The sequence below is a fragment of the Streptomyces sp. NPDC059002 genome, from assembly GCF_042740435.1.
Taxonomy (GTDB): Bacteria; Actinomycetota; Actinomycetes; order Streptomycetales; family Streptomycetaceae; genus Streptomyces.
The window spans coordinates 183,736-205,242 of the sequence record NZ_JBHYJI010000008.1; the positions used below are offsets into that span (position 1 = coordinate 183,736).

A 21,507-nucleotide genomic window follows, 5' to 3' on the forward strand; every position below is an offset into this window, starting at 1 on the left:
TGGCAGCGCCCGGACGACAGCCCGTCCACGCCCCGGGCAGCGCCCGGACGACAGCCACCCAGCACCCAGAGCAGCGCCCGGACGACAGCCCCTCCGCACCCCAGGCAGCACCTGGACGACAGCCCCTCCGCACCCCGGGCAGCGCCCGGACGACAGCCACCCAGCGCCCAGAGCAGCGCCCGGACCGCATCCGACCAGCACCCGAACCATCCCCTGCCCGCACCGCCCCCGCCCCGCCCGCCACCCCGACCACCCCTCGTCTCAGCATCCGAGCCGCCCGGGAAACCGGATTGGCAGGGCACGCGCGCGTGGGGGCATACTGACCCCGTGACCAAGCACCTCAGCTTCCTCTTTACCTATGGCAACCGGCCCACCGGCTGCCATGGTCGAGCTGCTTGAGCACCTGACAAGCGACTTACCGGGCGCCCCGGGCCGACAAGGCCCGGGGCGCTCTGTCGTTCGCGGACCTTGCCGCTCCGGGGCTCCCCCACCCACCGAGGAGTCCCAGATGACCGCCATGACGACCACCGCAGACAAGACCGGCGCCCGCACCCCCGAGGCCGCGGGTCTGATCGAGAACGCCCGTGAGCGGATCGACACGCTCGACGACCGCATCATCGGCCTCATCCAGGAACGGATGGCCGTCTCGGCCGTCATCCAGGAGGCCCGCATCACCTCGGGCGGCCGCCGCGTGAACCTCTCCCGCGAGATGGAGGTGCTCGGCCACTACAGGGACGCGCTCGGCAAGCCCGGCACGACGCTCGCGATGACGCTCCTTGAGCTGTGCCGGGGCCGCGTCTGACCCCGCGCCGCGGCCCGGTCCGACCCCGCGGCGCGGCCCGCGGACGGCTGCGGACCTGAGTTCGGATCGGTTCTCACCCGTACGGCGCGTGACCGGTTCCGGGCGGGCTTCGTTGGTCCCGGTGTCCGTGTCAGCCAGGGGCGGGCCCGTAAGAACCACGCGTGGCTCCGCTGGAGCGATGAGGCGTACGGATCGTGTCGTACGCCGTGGGACCTCGCTCCAGAGACGTGACCGGACGGCAGGGGACAGCAGCCCGGTCACCCAAGAGAACGGTCGGCTTCGGGGACGCCCGGAGCCGGCCGGCCTCCGTCCCCTTTCCCCTATAGATGTGGTCGAAACGGTTGCGCCGCCAACAACGCATCCAGCACGATGCCTAGGAGGGCGGGCTCCAAGTCCCTTCATCCACAGCTTCATTGCCAAAGGTCGATACCACTTGAGCGCCCCCCGCGCGCCGGGTCGGCCACCGGCACTCGAACCAGCGGCGCACTCCCCCCGGCGCCGCCCCGAGGCACCGACGCTGCCCTGACGTCGGTGCTGACAGCCAAGGGCCCCGCGGATCCGTCCCGCGGGGCCCTTCGCTCTGCACTCACCGTCCCGCACACGTACCGTCCCGCACACGTACCGTCCCACACACGTGCTGCGGGCCAACTCGCCTACAGCTGGCGCAGCTTGGCCACCTGTGCGTCGACGATCGCGGGGGCGACCTTCGGGTCCTCGTCCGCTGTGGGCGCGCCGGCACCCTTCATGCCGTTCCGCTCGGCTTCCCTGTCGTCCTGCACGCTCTCGGGGTCGTACAGGTTCGACGCCTTGAAGACCATGAGCGTGCCGCCGCTGCGGACGACCGTGACGCCCTCCCGCATCATGAACTTGCCCTCGCGGTGGGCCAGTTTGTACGACACCGTCTCGTCGCCCTTGCCGGGCGCGGTCACCGCACGGACGCCGATGTACCGGTCGCCGCCGACGCCGAAGGTGGCGCACTTCTTCGACTTCAGTGCCGCGTTCAGGTCGTCCATGACCTTCTCGGCGCCGTCCGGCTTGTAGGCGGAAAGGCCGACGTCGACGCCCGTCGCGTCCTCGTCGGAGGAGCTGCTCAGATAGCGGCCGGCGTGGGCGTCGGCCTTCGGCGGGGTGCCGGGACCGAGGACCGCGGCGAGCGGCGCGCAGCCCGCCGGGGACGTGGCGCCCGCCGGGCGCGGGGTGGCCTTGTCCGCCTTCTCGACCTTGTAGCCCTTGACGTCGCCACTGGCGAGCGCGGCCTTCTCCAGCTTGGCGGCGGCGCCCGAACCGCCGCCGTCCTTCGGGTCGTTCGCGCCCTTGCTCGCGCCCGGCTTCGCGGCCTGCTTGCCGTCGTCGTCACCGCTCCCGCCGCAGGCGGCGGTCGAGCCGAGGGCGGCCACGACCGAGACGGCCACCAGGACACGCGACACAGCTGACTTCACGATCTGTTCCCCCACTCACTTACGTCTCGCACCGTGCGGAGTCACCCGCACCACTTCTACGACGGAGGAAGATCGCTCGCGGTTCCTTCAGGGCACAACCAGGGCACAACCAGGTCGCCATCAGGGCGTCAGCGGGGCGTCACCAGCCCCAGAGCCAGAAGCGGAACGGGCTGAGCAGCGCGATCGCCAGGGCCATGCAGCCGACCACGATCACCACGCTCCACACCCGGCGACTGCGCTCGGACCGGGTGCTGCGGCGTGGTCCCGTGGGCGCCACGCGCCAGCCGTCGGGGCGCCACGGGTCGGGGTCCGTCTTCTGCCGCTTCATCCGCCGTCGGCCCAACCGCCCGGCCTGCTGGGCCTGTTGGCGTGCGGCCTCCTCGTCCAGGCGCCGCAGCCGCTCGGCGACCATGCGCGCGCGTGCGGACGGTTCCTTCGGCGCGGTCGAGCGGATGTCCCGCTCGCTGTCCTTCTCGAATCTCTCCCACACCTCGTCGGGTATGGCCACGCTGCCCCCTCCCCTAGAGCCCTTTGGGCCCGGGAAGTTCTACGGCACCCCGCCCTTCCGGCACAAGCGATGTGATCCACGGCACATAAGAATTCTGTGAAATCGAGGACAACCATTCACAGGGATCGCAGGTCATGCATGCAGTAACAACGGCCACACCCGCGCCCCACCGCGGAGGCCTCCACCTCCGCACCGCCATCCAGGCGGCGCGCCGGACTCCCTGAGGTCTTCATGAAGCTTCGTCGTGCCATGGCCGCCGCGGCCGCTACGGCCGCCATAGCCCCGCTCGCGCTCCTGTCCGCACCCGCGGCGTTCGCGACCGAGGACACCACCACGTCGTCCCCGACCGCGACGGCCACCGAGACGGCCACGCCCACGGAGACGGCCAAGCCGACCGAGAAGCCCACCGAGACGGCCAAGCCGACCGAGACCGCCAAGCCCACGGAGACGGCCAAGCCGACCGAGACGGCGAAGCCCACGGAGACCGCGAAGCCGACGGAGAAGCCCACCGAGACGGCCAAGCCGACCTCGGAGCCGACCAAGCCGGCCGACTGCCCGGTGGACGAGGACGAGATCGACGTCGACTCCGACCTCGAGGTGGAGATCACCGGCCTGCCCGGCAGGATCGTCGCGGGCAGCGGCTGGCACCCGTTCAAGCTGAGCGCCGCCAACCTCTCCGACCAGGACCTCGGCACGGTCAGGTGGATCGCCGCCGTGGGCAACGAGGCCGAGGAGACGAGCAGGGACGAGCGGGACTGGCTGAGCACCTACGCCAACCTCCAGTTCCTCAACCCCGAGACGAAGGCCTGGACCTCGATCGACGGCACCGAGGACGGCGGCATCGTCTTCGGCAAGACTCCGCTCGGTCCCCAGGAGACGGTCGACATCAAGCTGCGGATCAAGGTCAGCGCCAAGGCCCCCGCGGGCCCCGGCTACGCGATCGGCTTCGGCGGCTACACCGACGCCAAGTCGGGCTGCACCCACAACTCGTTCGCGGAGTACCCGCTGACGATCCTCAAGTCCGGCAGCGACAACGACAACCCGGGCACGGCCAAGCCGAAGCCCGGCAAGGAACTGCCGTCCGGCATCAAGAAGCCGCAGGGCGGCGCCAAGGAACTCCCGGTCACCGGCAGCCTCGCCGAGACCGGCTCCAGCTCGATGCTGCCGACCATCGGCCTCGTCGGCGGCGTCGCCGTCGTCGCCGGTGCGGGCGCGGTGTTCGTCGTGCGCCGCCGCAAGGCGGACGCCGCCGCGTAACAGCGGCACCTGATCACGCGGAAGGACCTGCGCTCGGAGGGGGGTGCAGGTCCTTACGTGTGTCCGGGGTTCTCGCGTACGTCCCGGAGCGCCTACTTCTTGGGCGGCACCGTAGGCATCCCCAGGAACGGCAGCTTCAGCGCGCCGAAAGCGTCCGCGGGTACCGCGGGGGTCTTCGGCTCGACCGCCGCGAGGCGCACGTACGCGGCGCCCTGCGCGGGCCGGGTGTCCTCGCCGCCCTTGTTGGGCCAGAACGACATCGCGCGTTCGGCCTGCGCGGTGATGGTCAGGGACGGGTTGACGCCCAGGTTCGCGGAGACCGCGGCGCCGTCGACGACGGAGATGCCGGGGTGGCCGTAGAGCCGGTGGTAGGGGTCGATGACGCCGGTGTCGGCCGAGTCGCCGATCGGGCAGCCGCCGAGGAAGTGCGCGGTCAGCGGGGTGCCCATCAGCTCGCCGATGTTGGATCCCGCGAAGCCGTTGATCTCCTGGGAGAGGATCGTCGCGGCCCGGGTGGCCTCGGGGATCTGGTTCGGGTTGGGCGCGCCGTGGCCCTGCCGTGCGGTGAGCAGGCCCTTGCCGATGCCCTTCTCCTTGCGGTACGTGGTCAGGGAGTTGTCGAGCGACTGCATGACCAGACCGATGATGGTCCGCTCCGACCAGCGCCGGTTGGAGAGCGAGCGGACGGCGAGCAGCGGGTGGCGCGTCATGTTGGCCAGCCAGCCGGTGACCCGGTCCTTGCCGCCCTTCACGCTGTACGGGACCTGGAGCAGCGTCATGCCGCCCATCGCGTTGGACTTCTTGCCGTAGCGGACGGGCTCGATGTGGGTGTTCTCGTCCGGGTGGATCGACGAGGTGATCGCGACGCCCTGGGTGAAGTCGACCTTCTCGGCGCCGTGCCGCTTGCGGTAGCGGCGGTCGGTGGTCTGGGCGCCCACCAGGGCCTCGGAGTTGGTGCGGGTGAGCGTGCCGAGCCGGTGGGAGATCTGCGGCAGCAGGCCGTTGTCCTTCATGCGGTGCAGGAGCGTCTGCGTGCCGTACGTACCTGCGGCGATGACGACTTTGCGCGCCGTGAACGTCCGCCCCTTGCCCTTGCGTTTGTCGTCGGTGGGCAGGGTGGCCACCGCGTATCCGCCCCGCGAGTCCTCGGTGACGGCGACGACGGAGGTCATCGGGTGGATGACGGCCCCGGTCTTCTCCGCGAGGTAGAGGTAGTTCTCGTTGAGGGTGTTCTTCGCGCCGTGCCGGCAGCCGGTCATGCACTCGCCGCACTCGGTGCAGGCCTTGCGGGAGGGGCCCGCGCCACCGAAGTAGGGGTCGGGAACTTCCGTGCCGGGCCTGGCCGTTGAGTTACCGTCCGCGTCGTCCTTGTCACCGAAGAAGACGCCGACGGGCGCCATGTGGAAGCTGTCGCCGACCCCCATCTCCTGGGCGGCGGCCTTCAGATGGACGTCCGAGGGCGTCGTCGTCGGATTGAGCCGTACGCCGAGCATGCGCTTGGCCTGCTCGTAGTACGGGCCCAGCTCGTCCTGCCAGTCCGTGATGTCCTTCCACTGCGGGTCGTTGAAGAACGGGGCGGGCGGCACGTAGAGGGTGTTGGCGTAGTTCAGCGAGCCGCCGCCGACGCCTGCGCCCGCGAGCACCATCACATTGCCGAGCAGATGGATGCGCTGGATGCCGTAGAGGCCGAGGGCGGGGGCCCAGAGGTAGTTCTTCAGGTCCCAGGAGTTCTTGGGCAGCGTGGTGCGCGTGAAGCGGCGGCCCGCTTCGAGTACGCCGACGCGGTAGCCCTTCTCCGTGAGGCGCAGGGCGGAGACGGCTCCGCCGAAGCCGCTGCCTACGACGATGACGTCGTAGTCGTACGCCTCGTCGGCCACGTCGCCCGCCTGGTTCTGGGCAGAGCTCTCCTGTGACATTGACTCTCCTCGTTTGAATGCCCGCGGGCCGTCTGTGGCTGGTCGCGCAGTTCACCGCGCCCCCGACGGGGCGCTCTCAGCGCAGGCGGAACGCCTTCATGACCTTCAGGCTCGCGCTCATGAACGCCGCGTACTTCTCGTCGTCGAGGCCGAAGGACGGGGCGAGCGGCATGATGCGCTGGGTGGCGACGGTCTGGGCCTCGGTGTACTTGAGGATGCCCTCGGAGCCGTGCCTGCGGCCGAGGCCCGAGTCCTTCATACCGCCCATCGGGGACTGCACGCTGCCGTAGGCGGGCGCGTAGCCCTCGTTGACGTTGACGGTGCCGGTGCGCAGGCGGGCGGCGATCTTGCGGCCGCGGTTGCCGTCCTTCGTCCAGACCGAGGAATTCAGGCCGTACGACGTGGCGTTGGCGAGCTCGACCGCCTCGTTCTCGTCGGTGAAGCGGTAGATGGAGACGACCGGGCCGAAGGTCTCCTCGCCGCAGACGGACATCGGGGCCTCGACGCCGTCCAGGATGGTCGGCTCGAAGAAGTAGGGGCCGATGTCCGGGCGCGCGACGCCGCCCGCGACGAGCGTGGCGCCCTTGGCGACGGCCTCGTCGACGTGCCGGGTCACGGTCTCCAGCTGCCGTTCGCCGACGAGCGAGCCCATGTCGGCGCCGTACGCGAGGGACTTGCCGAGCCGCATGGCCTTCGTGCGCTCCGCGAAGCGCGCCACGAACCGGTCGGCGATCGACTCATGGACGTACAACCGCTCGATGGAGATGCACAGTTGGCCCGCGGACGAGAAGCAGGCCCGCACCGCGCCCGCGGCGGCCTTCTCGATGTCGGCGTCGTGCAGCACCAGCATGGCGTTCTTGCCGCCGAGTTCGAGCGAGACGCCGACGAGCCGGGCGGCGGCGCCCTGGGCGACCTCGCGGCCCGTGCGGGTCGAGCCGGTGAAGGAGACGTAGTCGGCGTGCTTGACCAGCTCGGGGCCGACGACCGGGCCCTCGCCGAGGACGACCTGGAAGACCTCGGACGGCAGGCCCGCCTCGATGATCAGGTCACGGGCCCACAGGGCGGTGAGGCAGGTCTCCGTGTCGGGCTTCATCACGAGGGCGTTGCCTGCGACGAGGGCGGGCAGCGCGTCGCCGATGGACAGCTCGAACGGGTAGTTCCAGGGGGCGATCTGGCCGACGACGCCGCGCGGCTGGCGGTTCTCGGTGACCTTGGTGAGGGTCGGGACGACGCCGGTGTGCCGCTTGGGGCTCAGATACGAGGGGGCCTTGCGGCCGTAGTGCCGGGCGGCGACCGCGACGGCCTGGATCTCCTCGTGCGCGTGGAGGCGGGCCTTGCCGGTCTCCAGCTGGATCAGGTCGAGGACCTCGGCCTGGCGCTGCAGGACCAGGTCGTGGAAGCGGAGCAGGACGGCGGCGCGCTGCCGCACCGGGGTCCTGGCCCAGGCGATCTGGGCGGTGCGGGCCCGCTCGAAGGCGGTGGCCACGTCCTCGGGGGTGGACTCGGGCAGGTCGGCCAGCTTCTCGCCGGTGAGCGGCGTGTGGTTCGCCGTCCGCCCGGAACCTATGACGTCACGGGTGAGCTGGGCGACCAGCTCGGGTGTGACCACGTCGGCGGCGGTGCGCGCACCTTCGGGGGCCGGGGCGGTCGGGTTCGTTCCGAGGGGCGCTGCGGTGGCCTGCGAGTCCGTCATGCTCGTGAGAGTAGGCCCACGTCAGGCTTTTGGGTACCCATCGGTAATGGGCCTTCACCGCTCGGACACACGACGCCAGTGATTGCTGGCGGCAAAGCCGCTGATCAGGGCGTTGTCACGGCGTACGCCCCGTCCTCGCGGCAATTCTCAGGAGCCGACCATCTCCTTGCCGATCTTGAGACGGTCGCGGACCCCCTTGAAGAGCGCGGTGCCCTCCCGCTCCTCCCGCGTCCCCTTGGGCATGTCCACGCGCAGCTCGTAGAACTCCTGGTCATCCGTGATGATCATGAGCTGCATGCAGCGGGTCGCGGTGCCGTCGTCGTACGTCGTGTCCGCGATGGCCGCGTCGTACCCGTGGAAGGACGTCTTGGTGTAGTTCGTCCGCGCGTTCGTGTCGTTGTCGTGCCAGGTCGACGCCTCCTGCTTGGCCCAGGTCATGGCGGGCGTCGACGCCATGTCGTCCTTGGTGAGCCGCACCTGCAGCAGGCTTTCCTCGGAGGGGCTGTAGACCACGAGCCGGGCCGCGATCCGCTCGTGGTCCGCGTCGCTGTCCTCGCGCGCGAAGACCTTGTACTTGGCGGGCACGGAGATCTCCGCGTCGAGCTTGCCCTCGGGGCGGGTCTTCCAGGCGGCGGGCTTCTTGGCGGGCTTCGAGGTGCCCTCGCCCGGCACGTCCCGGGGCGCGTCGACACCGCCGGGCGGCGCACCCGCCTCGCCCTCCTCGTAGGCGATCCCGCCGTCGCCGTCGCCCACGGACACCCCGAGCCACACCCCGCCGCCCACGAGGAGCGCCCCGGCGAGCGCGGCGGCGAGCAGCGCGGAGGTGCGCCGTGACCTGGCGGCGGGCGCGGGATCCGCGACGGTGGGCCTGGGCTCGGCCTTCGCGGGAGCGAGCGGTGCCTCGGCCTTCGCGGGAGCGACCGGCGCTCCGGCCTTCGCAGGAGCGACCGGCGCCTCGGCCGCATCGGATGCCCGGGACATCCGCAACGTCCCCACGTCGTCCGACAACTCCCGCATCCCCGACGGGTCCTGGGCGGCCCCGCCCCCGAACGGCTCCGGCAGCGACCGTCCCTCCGCCACCGCCTCCAGCGCCGCCGTGACCTCGAAGGCGCCGGGCCTGAGGTCCGGGTCCTTGGTCAGCAACCGCTCGATCAGCGGGCCCAGTTCACCGGCCCGCTCGGGCGGCGGCGCCTGTGCGGAGAGGACCGCGGCGAGCGTGGATTCCAGTGTCGTACGACGGAAGGGGGACCATCCCTCGACGGCCGCGTACAGCAGCACGCCCAGGGACCACAGGTCGGACTCGGGTCCCGCGCCGCGCCCCGACATCCGCTCGGGCGCGATGAATTCGAGGGAGCCGACGAACTCGCCGCTCACCGTGAGCGACTCCTCGCCCCTGATGTGCGCGATGCCGAAGTCGGTGAGCACGACGCGGCCGTGCGGGCCGATGAGGACGTTGGCGGGCTTCACGTCGCGGTGCACGATGCCCTGCGCGTGCGCGGCGGCCAGCGCGCCGACGACCGCGAGGCCGATGCGGGCCGACTCCGCGGGCGGCAGCGGGTCCCGCTGGAGCACCTCGTGCAGGGACTCGCCGCGGACCAACTCCATGACGATCCACGGCAGTCCGTCCTCCAGGACCACGTCGTGGACGGTGACCGCCGCCGGATGGTCCACGCGCGCGGCGGCGCGCGCCTCGCGGTGCAGGCGGGCGTAGATCCGCCGCACCGCCGCGTCGTGCGGATCCCCCGGCAGCCGCGGCTGCTTGACCGCGACGTCCCTGCCGACCAGTTCGTCGACGGCACGCCACACCGTGCCCATGCCCCCGGAGCCGATGCGCTCCGCGAGGCGGTAACGGCCGCCGACCAGACGGCCGTCGGCGCCCTCGGGGCGCCGACCGTCCCGCTCTCCCCCGTCGCCGCTCATCAGACCTTGTCGATCTCCAGATGCGCGATGGCCGTCTCGGCGACGTCACGGCCCCGTTCGGTGAAGTCACCCTTGCCCGGGTAACTGACGAGCAGCTTGTACATGTCGCCGGACGTGGTCTTGTAGTAGAAGGCCTTCAGCTCGCGCGGGCGCGGGTTGTCGCTGTCCGTGGTGGAGTACACGACGGTGTTCTCCGCGGCCTTCTTCTCCTTGTACGTGGTCTCCTGGGGGTCGGTCTTGGGCGTCGGGTCGGACGCCATGCCCAGGTCGTACTCGCCGGACTCCTTGTAGTCGGCGTCGTCGTCGTACATCTCCGCGGCGGCCGTTCCCGCGATGTCGCCGCTGTCGTCCTCGGACTTCTTCTCCAGGGACAGATTGATCCAGATGTCGCCGCTCCAGTCGCTGTACTGGATCCAGTGCTTCTCGTCGTCGGCCTCGGGCTTGGCGACCTGGTACCCGTCGGGCACCGCGAGGGTCGCGCCGAGCCCCTTCGCCTCCTGCTTCTTCCAGGCGTCGGGCAGCGGGCCCGCGAACGGGTCCGCGACGACGAGGTAGGCCGCCACCGCGGCTGCGACGACCACCGCGCCGATGCCGATCAGCCCCTTGCGCCCGATGGTGACGCCCTTGCGGCCGCCGCCACCGCCGCCACCGATCTGGACGACCTGCGTCGGCGCCGCCTGCGGAGGCTTGGCCGCCTCCTCCAGGAGGGCACGCACCTGCGCGGCGTTCGGCCGCTGCGCGGGGTCCTTGACCAGCAGGCGGTTGATCGCGTCCGCCAGCGGCCCCGACGCCGAAGCGGGCGCGGCGGGCGTCGCGTTGAGCACGGACTGGAGCGTGGCCGGGGTGTTGTTGCGGCGGAAGGGCGAGACGCCCTCCGTGGCCGCGTACAGGACGACGCCCAGCGACCAGAGGTCGGACGCCGGTCCGGGACGCTGCCCCAACACCCGCTCCGGCGCGATGAATTCGGGCGAACCGACGAAGCCGCCGGTGTCCGTCAGATTGGTCTCGCCCTCGATCTGGGCGATGCCGAAGTCGGTGAGGACGACGCGCTCGTGCCGGCCGAGCATCACGTTGTCCGGCTTCACGTCGCGGTGCAGGATGCCCGCCTGGTGCGCGGCGTCCAGGGCGTTCAGTACGTCGAGTCCGATCCGGGCGGCCTCGCGGGCGCCGAGCGTGCCCTCCTGCAGCGCGGCGCCGAGCGAACGGCCCTGCACCAGCTCCATGACGATCCAGGGCTGCCCGTCCTCGACGGCGACGTCATGGACGTTGACCACGGCCGGGTGGTCGAGGCGTGCCGCGGCGCGCGCCTCGCGGCGCATCCGCTCGAAGGCGTTGGCGCGTTCGCGCTCCGGCAGATGGTCGGGGACGCGCGGCTCCTTCACGGCGACCTCGCGGTCCACCGTCTCGTCCTTGGCGCGCCACACCGTGCCCATGCCGCCGTGGCCGAGCTTGGACAGCAGCCGGTAGCGGCCCGCGACGAGGCGCCCCGCGCCCGGTTCGGCCTCGCCCTGCTGGTGTGGCACGACCTGGGTGGGCTGCGCGTACGGCGAAGGGGGCGGCGTGGGCGCGGCGGGCGGCGCACCGGCCACGGTCGGCGCGGGGGCGGCGGGCGTGGGGGCGGGCGCGGCGGCGGGCTGCCGCGGTTGCTGCTCCTGCTGCGCGTACGGATTGCCGGGGAACGCCCCGCCGCTCTGCCCCGCTTGCCCGCCCTGTCCCGGTACGCCGGGTCCCTGCGGCGGCTGCAGCCCGAAGCTGGTGGGTTCGTTCGGGCCGTACGAGGCTCCCCCGTTGTTACTCATGCCCCCATGAGTACCCTGCCGAGCACATCGGTTTCCAGCCGCGAAGCCCACTTGTGACCGGGGTGATGCACGCGACGGCGCGCGACGGCGCACATCGGGGGTGTCACGCCGTACGACAGACGTCATCGCCGTACGACAGCACGTCACCGCCGTACGGGCAGCGCGTCACCGCCGTACGAACGTGTCGACCGCGGCGTCGAAGTAGCGCCGCGCCTCCTCCGCGTCCCCGACCGGTGCCGAGACCCACACGTCGTACATCCGGCCACCCTCCTCCCAGCACAGGTCGTACGTGTGACGGGCGCCCTCCGCCGCCGTGAAGCCGTTCCAGGTGAACTCCCACAGGGCGGCGGGCCTGCCGTTGTGCGTGGTCTCCGTGACCTCGCCCGCACGGTAACCGGGGTTGTTCCGAGGGCCCTTGGCGTCGGCGCGGCGCTGCACGGCGAGCGGTCCTCCGGGCTCGGTGGCCGACTCCTTGATGCCGATGCGGTAGGTGCCGCCGGGCGAGACGTAGAAGACGCGCGGCCCGTCCACCTCGCGCCGGAATCCGTCGGGGACGGCGAGCGCGAAGCCCCTCGGATCCTTGGCGATGCGGTAGCCGTCGGGGGCCTCGGGCGTCGAGGGGCGCGGCGTGGGGCTGGTCACGGTGACCGTGGGCGTCGGACGGACCGTCACCGACGCCGAGTTGGGCGGGGTACCGCCCCCGTCGCCGTCCCTGCCCATCAGGAGCGCGCCGGTGGCGACCCCGGCGCCCGCGACGGCCGCCACCAGCGCGGCCGCGATCAGCACGGCACGCCCGTGCCCGCGGGGCGCCTGCTCGTGTCCTGCGGCGGGCGGCCGCGGCCCCGTCGGCAGATCGCGCTGCGTGGGCGTGTATCCGGCGCGCCCCGGGCGTCCCGGCAGACCGGTCCTGCCGGGCCCGGGTCTCTCCCGCGGCGACGCGGGCATCCGCCCCGTGTCGACGTACGCCTTGAGCAGCCGCTCCGCCTCCGCCGTGCCGAGCCGCCGGTCCGGATCGCGGTCGAGGAGACCGAGGACGACGGGCAGCAGGGGCGCGGTGGCGGGCGGCGGGCGTATCTCGTCGTAGACGACGGCGTGCAGGACGCCGCCTATCGAGTCGCGGCGGAACGGCGATTCACCGGCGAGCGCGGTGACGAGCAGCGCGCCGAGCGACCACAGGTCGGACTCGGGCCCGGTCCGCTCGCCCGCCATCCGCTCGGGCGCGGTGTATTCGGGCGAGCCCACGAACGAACCGACCTCGGTGAGCGTCGTCGCCCCGGTGACCTGCGCGATCCCGAAGTCGGTGAGGACGACGCGCCCGGTGGCCCGTTCGAGGAGGACGTTGGCGGGCTTGAGGTCGCGGTGCAGGATGCCCGCCTCGTGCGCGGTGCGCAGGGCGCCGAGCAGGTCGATGCCCATCCGCGCGACGGCGTGCGCGTCCAGCGGACCGCCCCGCGCGATCCGCCCGGCGAGCGAGCCGCCCTCGATCAACTCCATGACGATGTACGGGTGTTCGTCCTGCACGACGACGTCGTGGACGACGATGATGTGCGGATGCCGCAGCTGCGCCACCGCCCGCGCCTCACGCAGGGTCCGCTCGCGCTGCTGGTCCGCCTCGGCGTCGGAGAGCGTCTCGTCGCGCGCCAGCTCCTTGACGGCGACCTTGCGCCCCAGGAGCAGATCGGTGGCGCGCCACACGACCCCCATGCCGCCCCGGCCGAGCCGCGCCTCCAGGCGGTAACGGCCCGCGATCACACGGGCGTTGCCGCCACCGGCGCCACCACCGGCGTGGTCTCCCAGGCTCCCCATGCGGCCATCATGCCCCACACGTGTGCGAACGGAATGGGGCAGGACCGAGCCGCGGGCCGGTTCCGGCCGCTGCCACCAGGCACCTCAGGGGTGGGCGCGGGCGCTCAGCGCTCCCGCCACCCCCGGAGCATCGCGTCGAACTGCTCCCTGGTGGTGTCCCAGCCCTTGGCGGGCGCCGACATGTAGATCGCGTACTCGACGCCGTCCCGGCTGATATAGGTCTGCTCGATGGCGCGGCGCGGCCCCGCGGTCGTGTCGTTCGCGCCCGCCGTCCAGCTGAACTCCCAGAGGGCGCCGTCCTGATCGCGGAACTTGTTGGAGTCCAGGTGGAGGCGCCGGTACTCGGGGAGCTTGGGCCGCAGGCCCTTCTCCAGGGACAGCTGGTGCGTGTAGGCGCTCTCGAACTGCGGGTTCCTGTCGACGGCGATGCGCAGGAAGCGGCGGCCGCCGTCGGGCGTGTAGTCGACCTGGCTGCCGTCGACCTCGCGCTTCCACTCCTTGGGCAGCCGCAGACTGAAGCCCTCCGGATCGTTCACGCGCTTCCAGTCGTCGGGGATGCCGCCCACCGACGTGGCGGGACCGCCGTCCGCGCCGCCCGCCCGCTCCCGCGTGCCGTCGCCCGCGAAGTGCAGATAGCCGAAGACGCCACCGCCGCCGAGCAGCGCGGCCACGACGACGGCGACGGCCGCGGGCCAGCGGCGGCGCTCGCGCGGGGCGGGCGCGGAGCCGCCGATGACGGTGGGCGCGTCGCGTCCCGTGCCGCCGGGGCCGGGGCCAGGGCCGGGGGCCGGGGCGTACGCCGCCGGGTCCTGCCCCTGTGGATACGTCCGCGTGGCCGCGTGCACCTGCGTCGGCACATACGCCTGCGCGCCCGTCGGCCTGCGCCCCTCCGCGGCCTCGGCGAGCATCAACTCGGCCTCCTCCGCGGTCGGCCGGGCCGCCGGGTCCTTGCGGAGCAGCGCGCTGATGACCGGCGCGAGTGCCCCCGCGTGCTCGGGCGGCGCGGGCTCCTCGGTGACCACGGCCTGCATGGTGCCGAGCGGCGAGGTGCGCCGGAAGGGGGAGTTGCCCTCGACCGCCGTGTACAGCGTGGCGCCCAGCGCCCAGAGGTCGGACGCGGGCCCGGGGTTGGCGCCGCTGACCCGCTCGGGCGCCAGATAGTCGACGGAGCCGACGACCTCGCCGGTCCGCGTGATCGTCGAGTCGCCCTCGATCGCGGCGATCCCGAAGTCGGTGAGCAGGATGCGCCGGTCGTCGGCGAGCAGGACGTTGCCGGGCTTGACGTCGCGGTGCAGGACACCGGCGGCGTGCGCGGCGCGCAGCGCCTTCAGCGTCCACAGGCCGATGCGGGCGGCCTCGACGGGCTCGACGCGGCCGTCGTCCTTGACGGCGTCCGCCAGCGAACGCCCTTCGACCAGCTCCATCACGATCCAGGGCCGGTCGTCGTACTGCAGGACGTCATGGACGGTGACGACCGCGGGGTGGTTGATGCGGGCGGCGGCCCGCGCCTCCGTCTGCGTACGCGCGAAGAGGACCGCGCGGTCGGCCTCCTGCACGAACTGCGCGGCCGTCAGCTCCTTGACGGCGACGGCACGGTGCAGCACCTCGTCCTGCGCACGCCACACCCGTCCCATGCCACCGCGGCCGATGGACTCACCGAGTCGGTAGCGGCCCGCGAGGAGCAGGCCCTGCGTCTGATTCACGTTCCCCCGCAATGGTCTTGACAGGCCCAGGTTAAGGAGAGGGGAGCGGGCAGGGAACCGCCGGGGGGTCTAGGAGACCGCACTGTGACGCATGTCGTTCATGTCCCGTGCTGCTCGTGAGGGCCATCGTTCCATGGCCGAAAGCCCACCCGGGAGTCCCTCCGGGCTCAGTCCACGACCTGATAGGTGGCGGACGCCTGCTCATAGAGCCGCGTCACCTCGTCCCGCTCCGCCTCGGGCCCGCGCACCTGCACCACGTGGTACTTCCCGGCCACGACCATCGCGAGATTGCGTACGAAGAGCTCGCGGCCGTCGGCGTCCTGCCAGGTGAACTGCCCCTCGGCCATGGCCCGGCCGCCGACGTCGATCCGCCGCATGCCGCTGGACGTCGCCCACGACGAGTCGCGGAACGGCTGCAGCTCCCGCTCGTGCTCGCGCTGGTACTTCATCGGATCGCTGCCGTAGCTGTCGGTGCCGTCCCGGCCCGGGACCAGGAGCAGCTCGAAGCCGCCGTGCGTGTAACGGACCTGCCCCCGGCCGTTCTTGGGCTGCCGGTCCCATCCGCTGGCGACGGCCACGCGGAAGCCCTCGGCGTCCTTGCGCAGCGCGAACCCCTGCGGCAGCTCGGACCCGGAGGTCTGCGGCTCCTGCGACCGGGTCTTGGTGGGCTTGTCCTTGGGCTTCTCCTTGGGCTTCTCCTTGGACTTGTCACCCGGCTCGTCGTCGCCGCCACCGCCGTCCGTCCCCGGCGCCGAACTCGCCTCGCCCGCGGACCCGGCACGGTCGCCCGACGCGCCCTCGTCGGACTTGGGCATGAACAACATGGCGTACACGACGGCCGCGGCGAGCCCCACCAGGATGGCGAGCAGCAGCAGCCGTCCCAGCGACCGGGGCTGTCCGCCGCCCCCGGACCGCGGTGCGCGCGGCCGGGGTGCGCGGGGCGGCGCGGACTCACGGAGCCTGGCCTCGCGCGGCGCCCGCGGGGCCTTGGCCTCCTTGACCTTGCCGCGTTTGTGCTTGTGCCGCCCGTGCCCCTGCCCGGTGGCCGCGGGCGCGGCGGACCGCCGCTTGCGCACGACCTCGCCACGACGCCGTACGACGGGCAGCCTGCCCGCGTCGTACGGCGGCGCGGGCACGACATGCGCCCCGGCCTCCGGCTCCGGCGCCGACCGCACCAACGAGCGCAGCCAGCCCGCCAGTTCCTCGAAGTCGAGCCGCTCGGTCGGGTCCTGGCGCAGCAGCGACTCGACGACGGGCCGCAGCGGCCCGCACTCCTCGGCGAAGGCGGGCGGCTCCGCGCACACCAGCTGCACGAGCTCGGCCGTACTGTCCTCCGGATACGGCGCGTGCCCCTGCACCGCGCGGAAGAGCAGGGCCCCCAGCGCCCACAGGTCCGTGGCGGGCCCGATCGGCGCGGCAAGCTGCCAGTTCTCATGAACGGGCCCGGCCTGCTCCGGCGCCCACCGCTCCGTGACGGCCCCGACGACCACCATCCGCGCATGCCGGGCCCGCTCGGCGGCCAACGCGGTGGCGGGTCCGCGGGGGGTGCCGGGGGCGGCGGGGGCGGCGGACAGGGGGGTGTCGTGGGCGGGCTCGGGGAGGTGGTCCGGGTCAGGGAAGCGGTCCGGCTCGGGGGTGGAGTTCCGCCCGGGGGTGCGGTTCTGCCCGGGGAAGTGGTCCGGCTCGGGGGCGCGGTTCTGTCCGGGGGTGCGGTTCTGCCCGGGGAAATGGTCCGGCTCGGGGGCGCGGTTCTGTCCGGGGGTGCGGTCCTGCCCGGGGAAATGGTCCGGCTCGTATCCGTGGGGAGCGCCGGTGCCGTAGCGGTTGCCCGCGGCACGCGGCACCGCGCCATGCCACGGCTTCGCACCGCCGACGCCGTACGGATCCGAGATCCGCCCCGGCACCGCGGGCTCCTCGTCACGCCCGCCCGCGTCGTACGCGGACCCGTCCCAACCGGCCCGGGCCCCCGGCACCCCGGCACCCGCCGAGCCCGCGCCGGTCCCTGCCTGGTCCGCCGAACCCCCGCCCCGCGGCTCCTCGTTCACCCGCCCCGCCGCCCGCGCCCCCGCGCGATACGCCGCGATGGCCCCCGCACGCCCGGCCCGCGCCTCGCCCGGTGGCCGGCCGGCGGACTCCGGTGCGGGCTCCAGCTCCGCGCCCCTGGACCGGTCGGGGATGCCGATCTGGTCCCGGTACCGGGGCAGCCCCGGGCCCTCGCCCCCGGACCGGTCCCAGCCGCTCTCGTCCCCGTTCTCGTCGCCGTGCGCGCCCGCGTCCCCGTACGAGGCCACATTCCCCACGGATCCGGCCGAGCCCGTCGCCTCGCCCTCCTCGACGGGGCGCGGGTCGTAACCGCACAGCGCCTCCTCGGCCGCGCCCGCCGCGAGCCCCGTCAGCATCACGCGGCCGTCGTCGCATATCAGCACCGTGCGCGCGGTGATGTTCCGGTGCACCCAGCCGTGCCCGTGCAGCACCCGCAGCGCGGCAAGGACGTCCGCGGCGACCTCCGCCGCCCGGTACGGGCTCAGCGGCCGGTCGGCGAGCAGTGCCGCCAGCGGCCTCGCCGCCACCAACTCGCTGACTATCCACAGCGAGCCGCCCTCCGCGAAGACGTCGAAGACCTGGTCGAGCCGCGGATGGTCCGGGATCTGCGCGGCGGTCTGGGCCGCCTCCATGGCGCGCCGGACCGCCGGATCCGCGGGACTGCGCGTCGTACGCGCCGATGCCCGCCGCACCCCGCCCCCGCCCGTCGCCCCCGCCCGGGGGACGAATCCCTCGGGCAGGTCGGGCGGCCCGTCGTCGTCGAGCACTTCCGCCTCGACGATCTCGGGCAACGGCACCTGCCTGACCAGGACTTCCTGCCCGCTGTACGTATCGAACGCACGCGACTCGGCCAGCTCGTACTCGTCCGAGGGCGGCAGCGGCAGGCGGTAGCGGTCGGCGAGCACCCGTCCCGCATAGTCGTCCACGACGCATCCCCCGTTCCGCCCGGTGGTCAATTCCGTTCGTCTTACGGCCTGTTGCGGCTGCGTACGGTCCGCAGGCATTCACGATACGTGCCGTAAGCGAACCGCAATGAGGGGATACGAGATCTCGGCCCCGGAACCAAGGACTCCTCATGAGTCCCGGATCCGGAGCCGATCTTCAGTCCTTCGGCTCGAACGTCCGCGTGAAGGTCCGCCAGGCGTCCTTGCGCTCCGCGCTCCCCCAGTCATCGGCCTTGGCCGTGTACATCATTCCGTAGCCGAGCCCGCCGTTGACCACGAAGCCCCGGTCTATCGACCGGTACTTGGTGCCGCCGTCGACATAGGTGAACTCCCAGTCGGCCGTGTTCCAGCCCCGGAAACCCACCTTCTCTATACGGATCCGGTCGTACTGGGGCCGAACCATGTAGTTCTCCTGGCTCTTCCAGTCGGCCACCGGGTTGTCCTTGGGCGTGTGGGTCCAACCGATCAGGAGCTTCTGCCCGTTGGGCCCGCCGAACCGCGCACCCGCGCTGCCCGTGGACTGGTACTTCCACCCCTTCGGCAGCCCGATCGAGAAGCCCTGGCTGTGCTTGTACGTCGAAGCCGCCCCGTCACCCGGCTTCTTGCCCTCGTCCTTGCCGTCATCCTTGCCCGGGTCGTGCCCCTTGCCGGAGTCCGCGTCCTCGCCGGTGTCCGCGTCCGTGTCCTCGCCGGTGCCCTTGCCGTCGCCGGACCCCGTGCCCTTGTCGGCTTCCTTGCCGGTGTCCTTGCCGTCACCACCGGCCGCACCGCTGGACGCGGCCTTGTCGCCGCCCTTGCTGTCCTTGCCCGAGTCGCTGTCGTCGCCGCCCCCGAGGGCGAAGGCGAGCACCGTACCGAGCACCGCGAGCACGGCGACCACGGACACGATCACCAGGGTCCTGCGCGGCACCACATCCGTGAGGGACGCCTTGACCGGCGCCCGCGGCGGCGCACTCGGCACCGGCGGTACGGCGGCCCCGCTCCCGGAAACCGCCCCCGCACCGGCCGACTTCGCCCCGGCCGCACTCCCGCCCCGGGCAGCCCTGTCGCCCCCCGCGACAGCCGACCCGTTCCCGGCCTCGACGGGCGAACCGGCAGGAGAACCGGCGGGCGCACCAGCAGGCGCACCAGCAGCAGTTCCAGCGGACGAAGCGGACGAACCGGCAGCCGCCCCCGCACCCGCGGCGCCCGCACCGGCACCAGCAGCGCCCGCACCCGCGCCCCGCGCGGTGGCCGCGGCAGCCGCCTTCCGGACCGACCGCAGCGCGCCCTTCAGGCGGTCCGCGGCCTCCTCGGCCTTGCGCCCACCGAGCGTCCCGCCGGAACCGGCCGCCCCGGATTCATGGGCGGCACCGGCGGCACCGGATGCGCCAAGTCCCTTCCTCCCCAGGCCCTTCTTGCCCGGCAGCGGCGGCAGCGGCACCACCTTGGTCGCCTCGACCGGATCGGGCTCCGCCTTGGGCTCCGGCGCGTGGATCACGTCCATCAGGAGCGCCCGCGCCCCCACGTCGTCGAGCCGCTGCTCCGGGTCCTTGGCGAGGAGGCCGTAGATGACCTTCTCCAACGGCCCGGCGTTCACCGGCTGTTCGACGTCCTCGGTCATCACCGCGGTGAGGGTCGCGATCGCCGACCCCTTGTCGTACGGCGGGACACCCTCCACCGCCGCGTACAGCAGACCGCCGAGCGACCACATGTCGGCGGCGGGACCGGGCTTGTGCCCGCGCGCCCGCTCCGGCGAGATGTACGACGGCGCGCCGACGAGCATGCCGGTGGACGTGATCGACGGGTCGCCCTCGACCTGCGCGATGCCGAAGTCGGTGAGCACGACCCGGCCGTCCTCGGCGATCAGCACGTTCGACGGCTTCACGTCGCGGTGCAGGATCCCCTCGCGGTGCGCCGACCGCAGCACGTCGAGCACGGCGAGCCCGACCTCGGCCGCCCGTCTCGGCGTGAGAAGCCCGTCCTCACGGATCGCCTCGGCCAGCGACTTGCCCTCGACCAACTCCATCACGATCCACGGCCGGTCGTCCTCGTCGACCACGTCGTAGACCGTCACGGCGCTGGTGTTGCGGATCCGCGCGATCGCCTTGGCCTCACGCAGTGTCCGCGTGATGAGCCGCCGCTTCTCCTCCTCGTCGATGCTCGAGGGGAACCGCAGCTCCTTCACCGCGACCGTACGGCCGAGCGTCTCGTCCTTGGCGCGCCACACAGTGCCCATGCCGCCGCGGCCGAGCACCTCTCCCAGCCGGTACCGGCCGGCGAGGAGACGTTCGCTCTCATCCCGACGGGCCTCACCCGTCTGCTCCGCGTCCGACATGCGTCCCCTCTGCTGCTACCGCTGCGACCCGCGCAACCCGCCCTGACAGAGCCTTCATTGTCCCTTACTCAAGGACCGTCCTGCGCCCAGGGTCCACCGTCCCGCATGATGGACCGCGCACAAGGAGGGACCGCCATGCCCATACCGCGCACTCTGCCGGCCATCCTCCTCGGGGCGATCCTGATCAGCGCCACGGCCGGCCGTCCGCAGCCCGCGACCCCGCCCGTCGACGCCACTCTTGCGCTGCTCACGAGCCGAGGCAAGGCCCCGGCCGCGGCCCTGCTCACCCGCGAACAGGCCGAACTCCCTCCATCCGAACTCCCTCCATCCGAACTCCCCCCTGCCGCCCGCCCCTCCCGCCCACCGCACTCCTCCACGCCCTCCCACCGACGGCCCTCCGCACCGCGCCCGCCGCACACCGCCGCACCGCACCCGCCGCACACCGCCGCACCGCGCCCGGCCGCGCCGCCGCTCGCGCACTTCGCCCGCACAGGCCCCGCCCTGTCCCGCGCCGACCACTTCAGGGTGGGCAGCATCACCAAGACGTTCATCGCGACGGTCACCCTCCAACTCGCCGCCGAACGCCGCCTGTCCCTGTCCGACCCGGTGGAGCGCCATCTGCCCGGCCTCGTACGCGGCCCGGGCATCGACGGCCGCACCCTCACGCTGCGCGCCCTGCTCACCCACACCAGCGGCCTCTACAACTTCACCGCCGACACCAGAGGCACCACCCCCGTCACCCCCGCGCAGGCGGTCCGCACCGCCCTCGCCCACCCGCCGACCCCCAAGGGCCGCTGGGCGTACTCCAATACGAACTACGTCGTCCTCGGCATGGTGATCGAGAAAGTCACCGGCAACTCCTACGCCACCGAAGCCGAACGCCGCATCCTCACCCCTCTCCGCCTCACCGGCACCTCCTTCCCCGGCGCCCGCACCACGCTCCCCTCGCCGCACGGCCGCGCGTACACCGGCGACGGCAGGGACGTCACCCGGCTCGACCCCCGAGTCGCGGGCGCCGCGGGCGAACTGGTCTCCACCCTCGGCGACCTGAACCGCTTCTACGCCGCCCTGCTCTCCGGCCGCCTCCTCCCCCCGTCCTTCCTGCGCCAGATGCTCGACACCCGCACCGCGCACGGCCGCTACGGCATGGGCCTCTACCCGCAGAAGCTGCCCTGCGGCACCACGGTCTGGGGCCACAACGGCCACATCTCCGGCAGCTTCGTCCGCACCGCCGCCACCCGCGACGGACGACGCGTCCTCACCTTCCGGGTCAACACGGACAAGCTGGCCGATCCCGACCTGGAACAGGCGCTCCTGACCGCCGAGTTCTGCCCTCGCACCCCCTGACCGCAGACCGCAG

At 72.6% G+C, this 21,507-nt stretch carries 13 protein-coding genes; 3 read left to right on the forward strand and 10 right to left on the reverse strand.

What is annotated here, in order from left to right; all coding sequences use genetic code 11:
• Positions 1-508 precede the first annotated feature (508 nt).
• Positions 509-802, forward strand: a complete 294-nt coding sequence (locus ACFWZ2_RS10625) for a chorismate mutase (RefSeq protein WP_384544481.1) — start codon at positions 509-511, stop codon at positions 800-802.
• A 653-nt stretch (positions 803-1,455) separates the two neighbouring features.
• Here ACFWZ2_RS10625 and ACFWZ2_RS10630 read toward each other — a convergent pair.
• Entirely contained in the window at positions 1,456-2,241 is a 786-nt protein-coding gene (locus ACFWZ2_RS10630) for a hypothetical protein (RefSeq protein WP_384544483.1), read from the reverse strand.
• 139 nt (positions 2,242-2,380) lie between these two features.
• Positions 2,381-2,749, reverse strand: coding sequence for a hypothetical protein (locus ACFWZ2_RS10635; protein WP_384544485.1), 369 nt, complete (start codon positions 2,747-2,749; stop codon positions 2,381-2,383).
• A gap of 231 nt (positions 2,750-2,980) precedes the next feature.
• Between ACFWZ2_RS10635 and ACFWZ2_RS10640 the strand changes: the two genes are divergently transcribed.
• Positions 2,981-4,006 (forward strand): LAETG motif-containing sortase-dependent surface protein, encoded by a 1,026-nt coding sequence (locus tag ACFWZ2_RS10640; RefSeq protein WP_384544487.1) that lies wholly within the window; start codon positions 2,981-2,983, stop codon positions 4,004-4,006.
• A 92-nt stretch (positions 4,007-4,098) separates the two neighbouring features.
• Here the strand turns inward: ACFWZ2_RS10640 and ACFWZ2_RS10645 are convergent, their stop codons facing one another.
• The 8 genes from ACFWZ2_RS10645 to ACFWZ2_RS10680 form a co-directional block, all read right to left on the reverse strand.
• Entirely contained in the window at positions 4,099-5,922 is a 1,824-nt protein-coding gene (locus tag ACFWZ2_RS10645; protein WP_384544489.1) for a GMC oxidoreductase, read from the reverse strand.
• A 76-nt stretch (positions 5,923-5,998) separates the two neighbouring features.
• Positions 5,999-7,615: a succinic semialdehyde dehydrogenase gene (locus ACFWZ2_RS10650; RefSeq protein ID WP_384544491.1), complete on the reverse strand. Its 1,617-nt coding sequence runs from the start codon at positions 7,613-7,615 to the stop codon at positions 5,999-6,001.
• 147 nt (positions 7,616-7,762) lie between these two features.
• Positions 7,763-9,535, reverse strand: a complete 1,773-nt coding sequence (locus tag ACFWZ2_RS10655; RefSeq protein ID WP_384544493.1) for a protein kinase — start codon at positions 9,533-9,535, stop codon at positions 7,763-7,765.
• Positions 9,535-11,334: a serine/threonine-protein kinase gene (locus tag ACFWZ2_RS10660; protein WP_384544495.1), complete on the reverse strand. Its 1,800-nt coding sequence runs from the start codon at positions 11,332-11,334 to the stop codon at positions 9,535-9,537. Before ACFWZ2_RS10660 ends, ACFWZ2_RS10655 begins: the two co-directional genes overlap by 1 nt.
• Before the next feature lie 165 nt (positions 11,335-11,499).
• A complete protein-coding gene (locus tag ACFWZ2_RS10665; protein ID WP_384544498.1) occupies positions 11,500-13,140 on the reverse strand; it encodes a protein kinase in 1,641 nt (546 codons plus the stop codon).
• A gap of 104 nt (positions 13,141-13,244) precedes the next feature.
• Positions 13,245-14,843, reverse strand: a complete 1,599-nt coding sequence (locus ACFWZ2_RS10670; protein ID WP_384544501.1) for a serine/threonine-protein kinase — start codon at positions 14,841-14,843, stop codon at positions 13,245-13,247.
• A 167-nt stretch (positions 14,844-15,010) separates the two neighbouring features.
• The gene (locus ACFWZ2_RS10675) at positions 15,011-17,812 is read right to left on the reverse strand and encodes a protein kinase (RefSeq protein ID WP_384544503.1); all 2,802 of its coding nucleotides are present in this window, start codon (positions 17,810-17,812) and stop codon (positions 15,011-15,013) included.
• Between the two features lie 175 nt (positions 17,813-17,987).
• On the reverse strand, positions 17,988-20,147 hold the full coding sequence (locus ACFWZ2_RS10680; protein ID WP_384544505.1) for a protein kinase: 2,160 nt from the start codon (positions 20,145-20,147) through the stop codon (positions 17,988-17,990).
• Between the two features lie 135 nt (positions 20,148-20,282).
• Between ACFWZ2_RS10680 and ACFWZ2_RS10685 the strand changes: the two genes are divergently transcribed.
• Complete coding sequence (locus ACFWZ2_RS10685; RefSeq protein ID WP_384544507.1) at positions 20,283-21,494, forward strand: serine hydrolase domain-containing protein; 1,212 nt, start codon at positions 20,283-20,285, stop codon at positions 21,492-21,494.
• Positions 21,495-21,507 lie beyond the last annotated feature (13 nt).

Bases quoted from the DNA above. Each gene is read 5' to 3' on its own strand.
- ACFWZ2_RS10625 (WP_384544481.1), top strand. From the start codon at position 509: ATGACCGCCATGACGACCACCGCAGACAAGACCGGCGCCCGCACCCCC.
- ACFWZ2_RS10640 (WP_384544487.1), top strand. From the start codon at position 2,981: ATGAAGCTTCGTCGTGCCATGGCCGCCGCGGCCGCTACGGCCGCCATA.
- ACFWZ2_RS10645 (WP_384544489.1), bottom strand. From the start codon at position 5,922: ATGTCACAGGAGAGCTCTGCCCAGAACCAGGCGGGCGACGTGGCCGAC.
- ACFWZ2_RS10650 (WP_384544491.1), bottom strand. From the start codon at position 7,615: ATGACGGACTCGCAGGCCACCGCAGCGCCCCTCGGAACGAACCCGACC.
- ACFWZ2_RS10655 (WP_384544493.1), bottom strand. From the start codon at position 9,535: ATGAGCGGCGACGGGGGAGAGCGGGACGGTCGGCGCCCCGAGGGCGCC.
- ACFWZ2_RS10660 (WP_384544495.1), bottom strand. From the start codon at position 11,334: ATGAGTAACAACGGGGGAGCCTCGTACGGCCCGAACGAACCCACCAGC.
- ACFWZ2_RS10665 (WP_384544498.1), bottom strand. From the start codon at position 13,140: ATGGGGAGCCTGGGAGACCACGCCGGTGGTGGCGCCGGTGGCGGCAAC.
- ACFWZ2_RS10680 (WP_384544505.1), bottom strand. From the start codon at position 20,147: ATGTCGGACGCGGAGCAGACGGGTGAGGCCCGTCGGGATGAGAGCGAA.
- ACFWZ2_RS10685 (WP_384544507.1), top strand. From the start codon at position 20,283: ATGCCCATACCGCGCACTCTGCCGGCCATCCTCCTCGGGGCGATCCTG.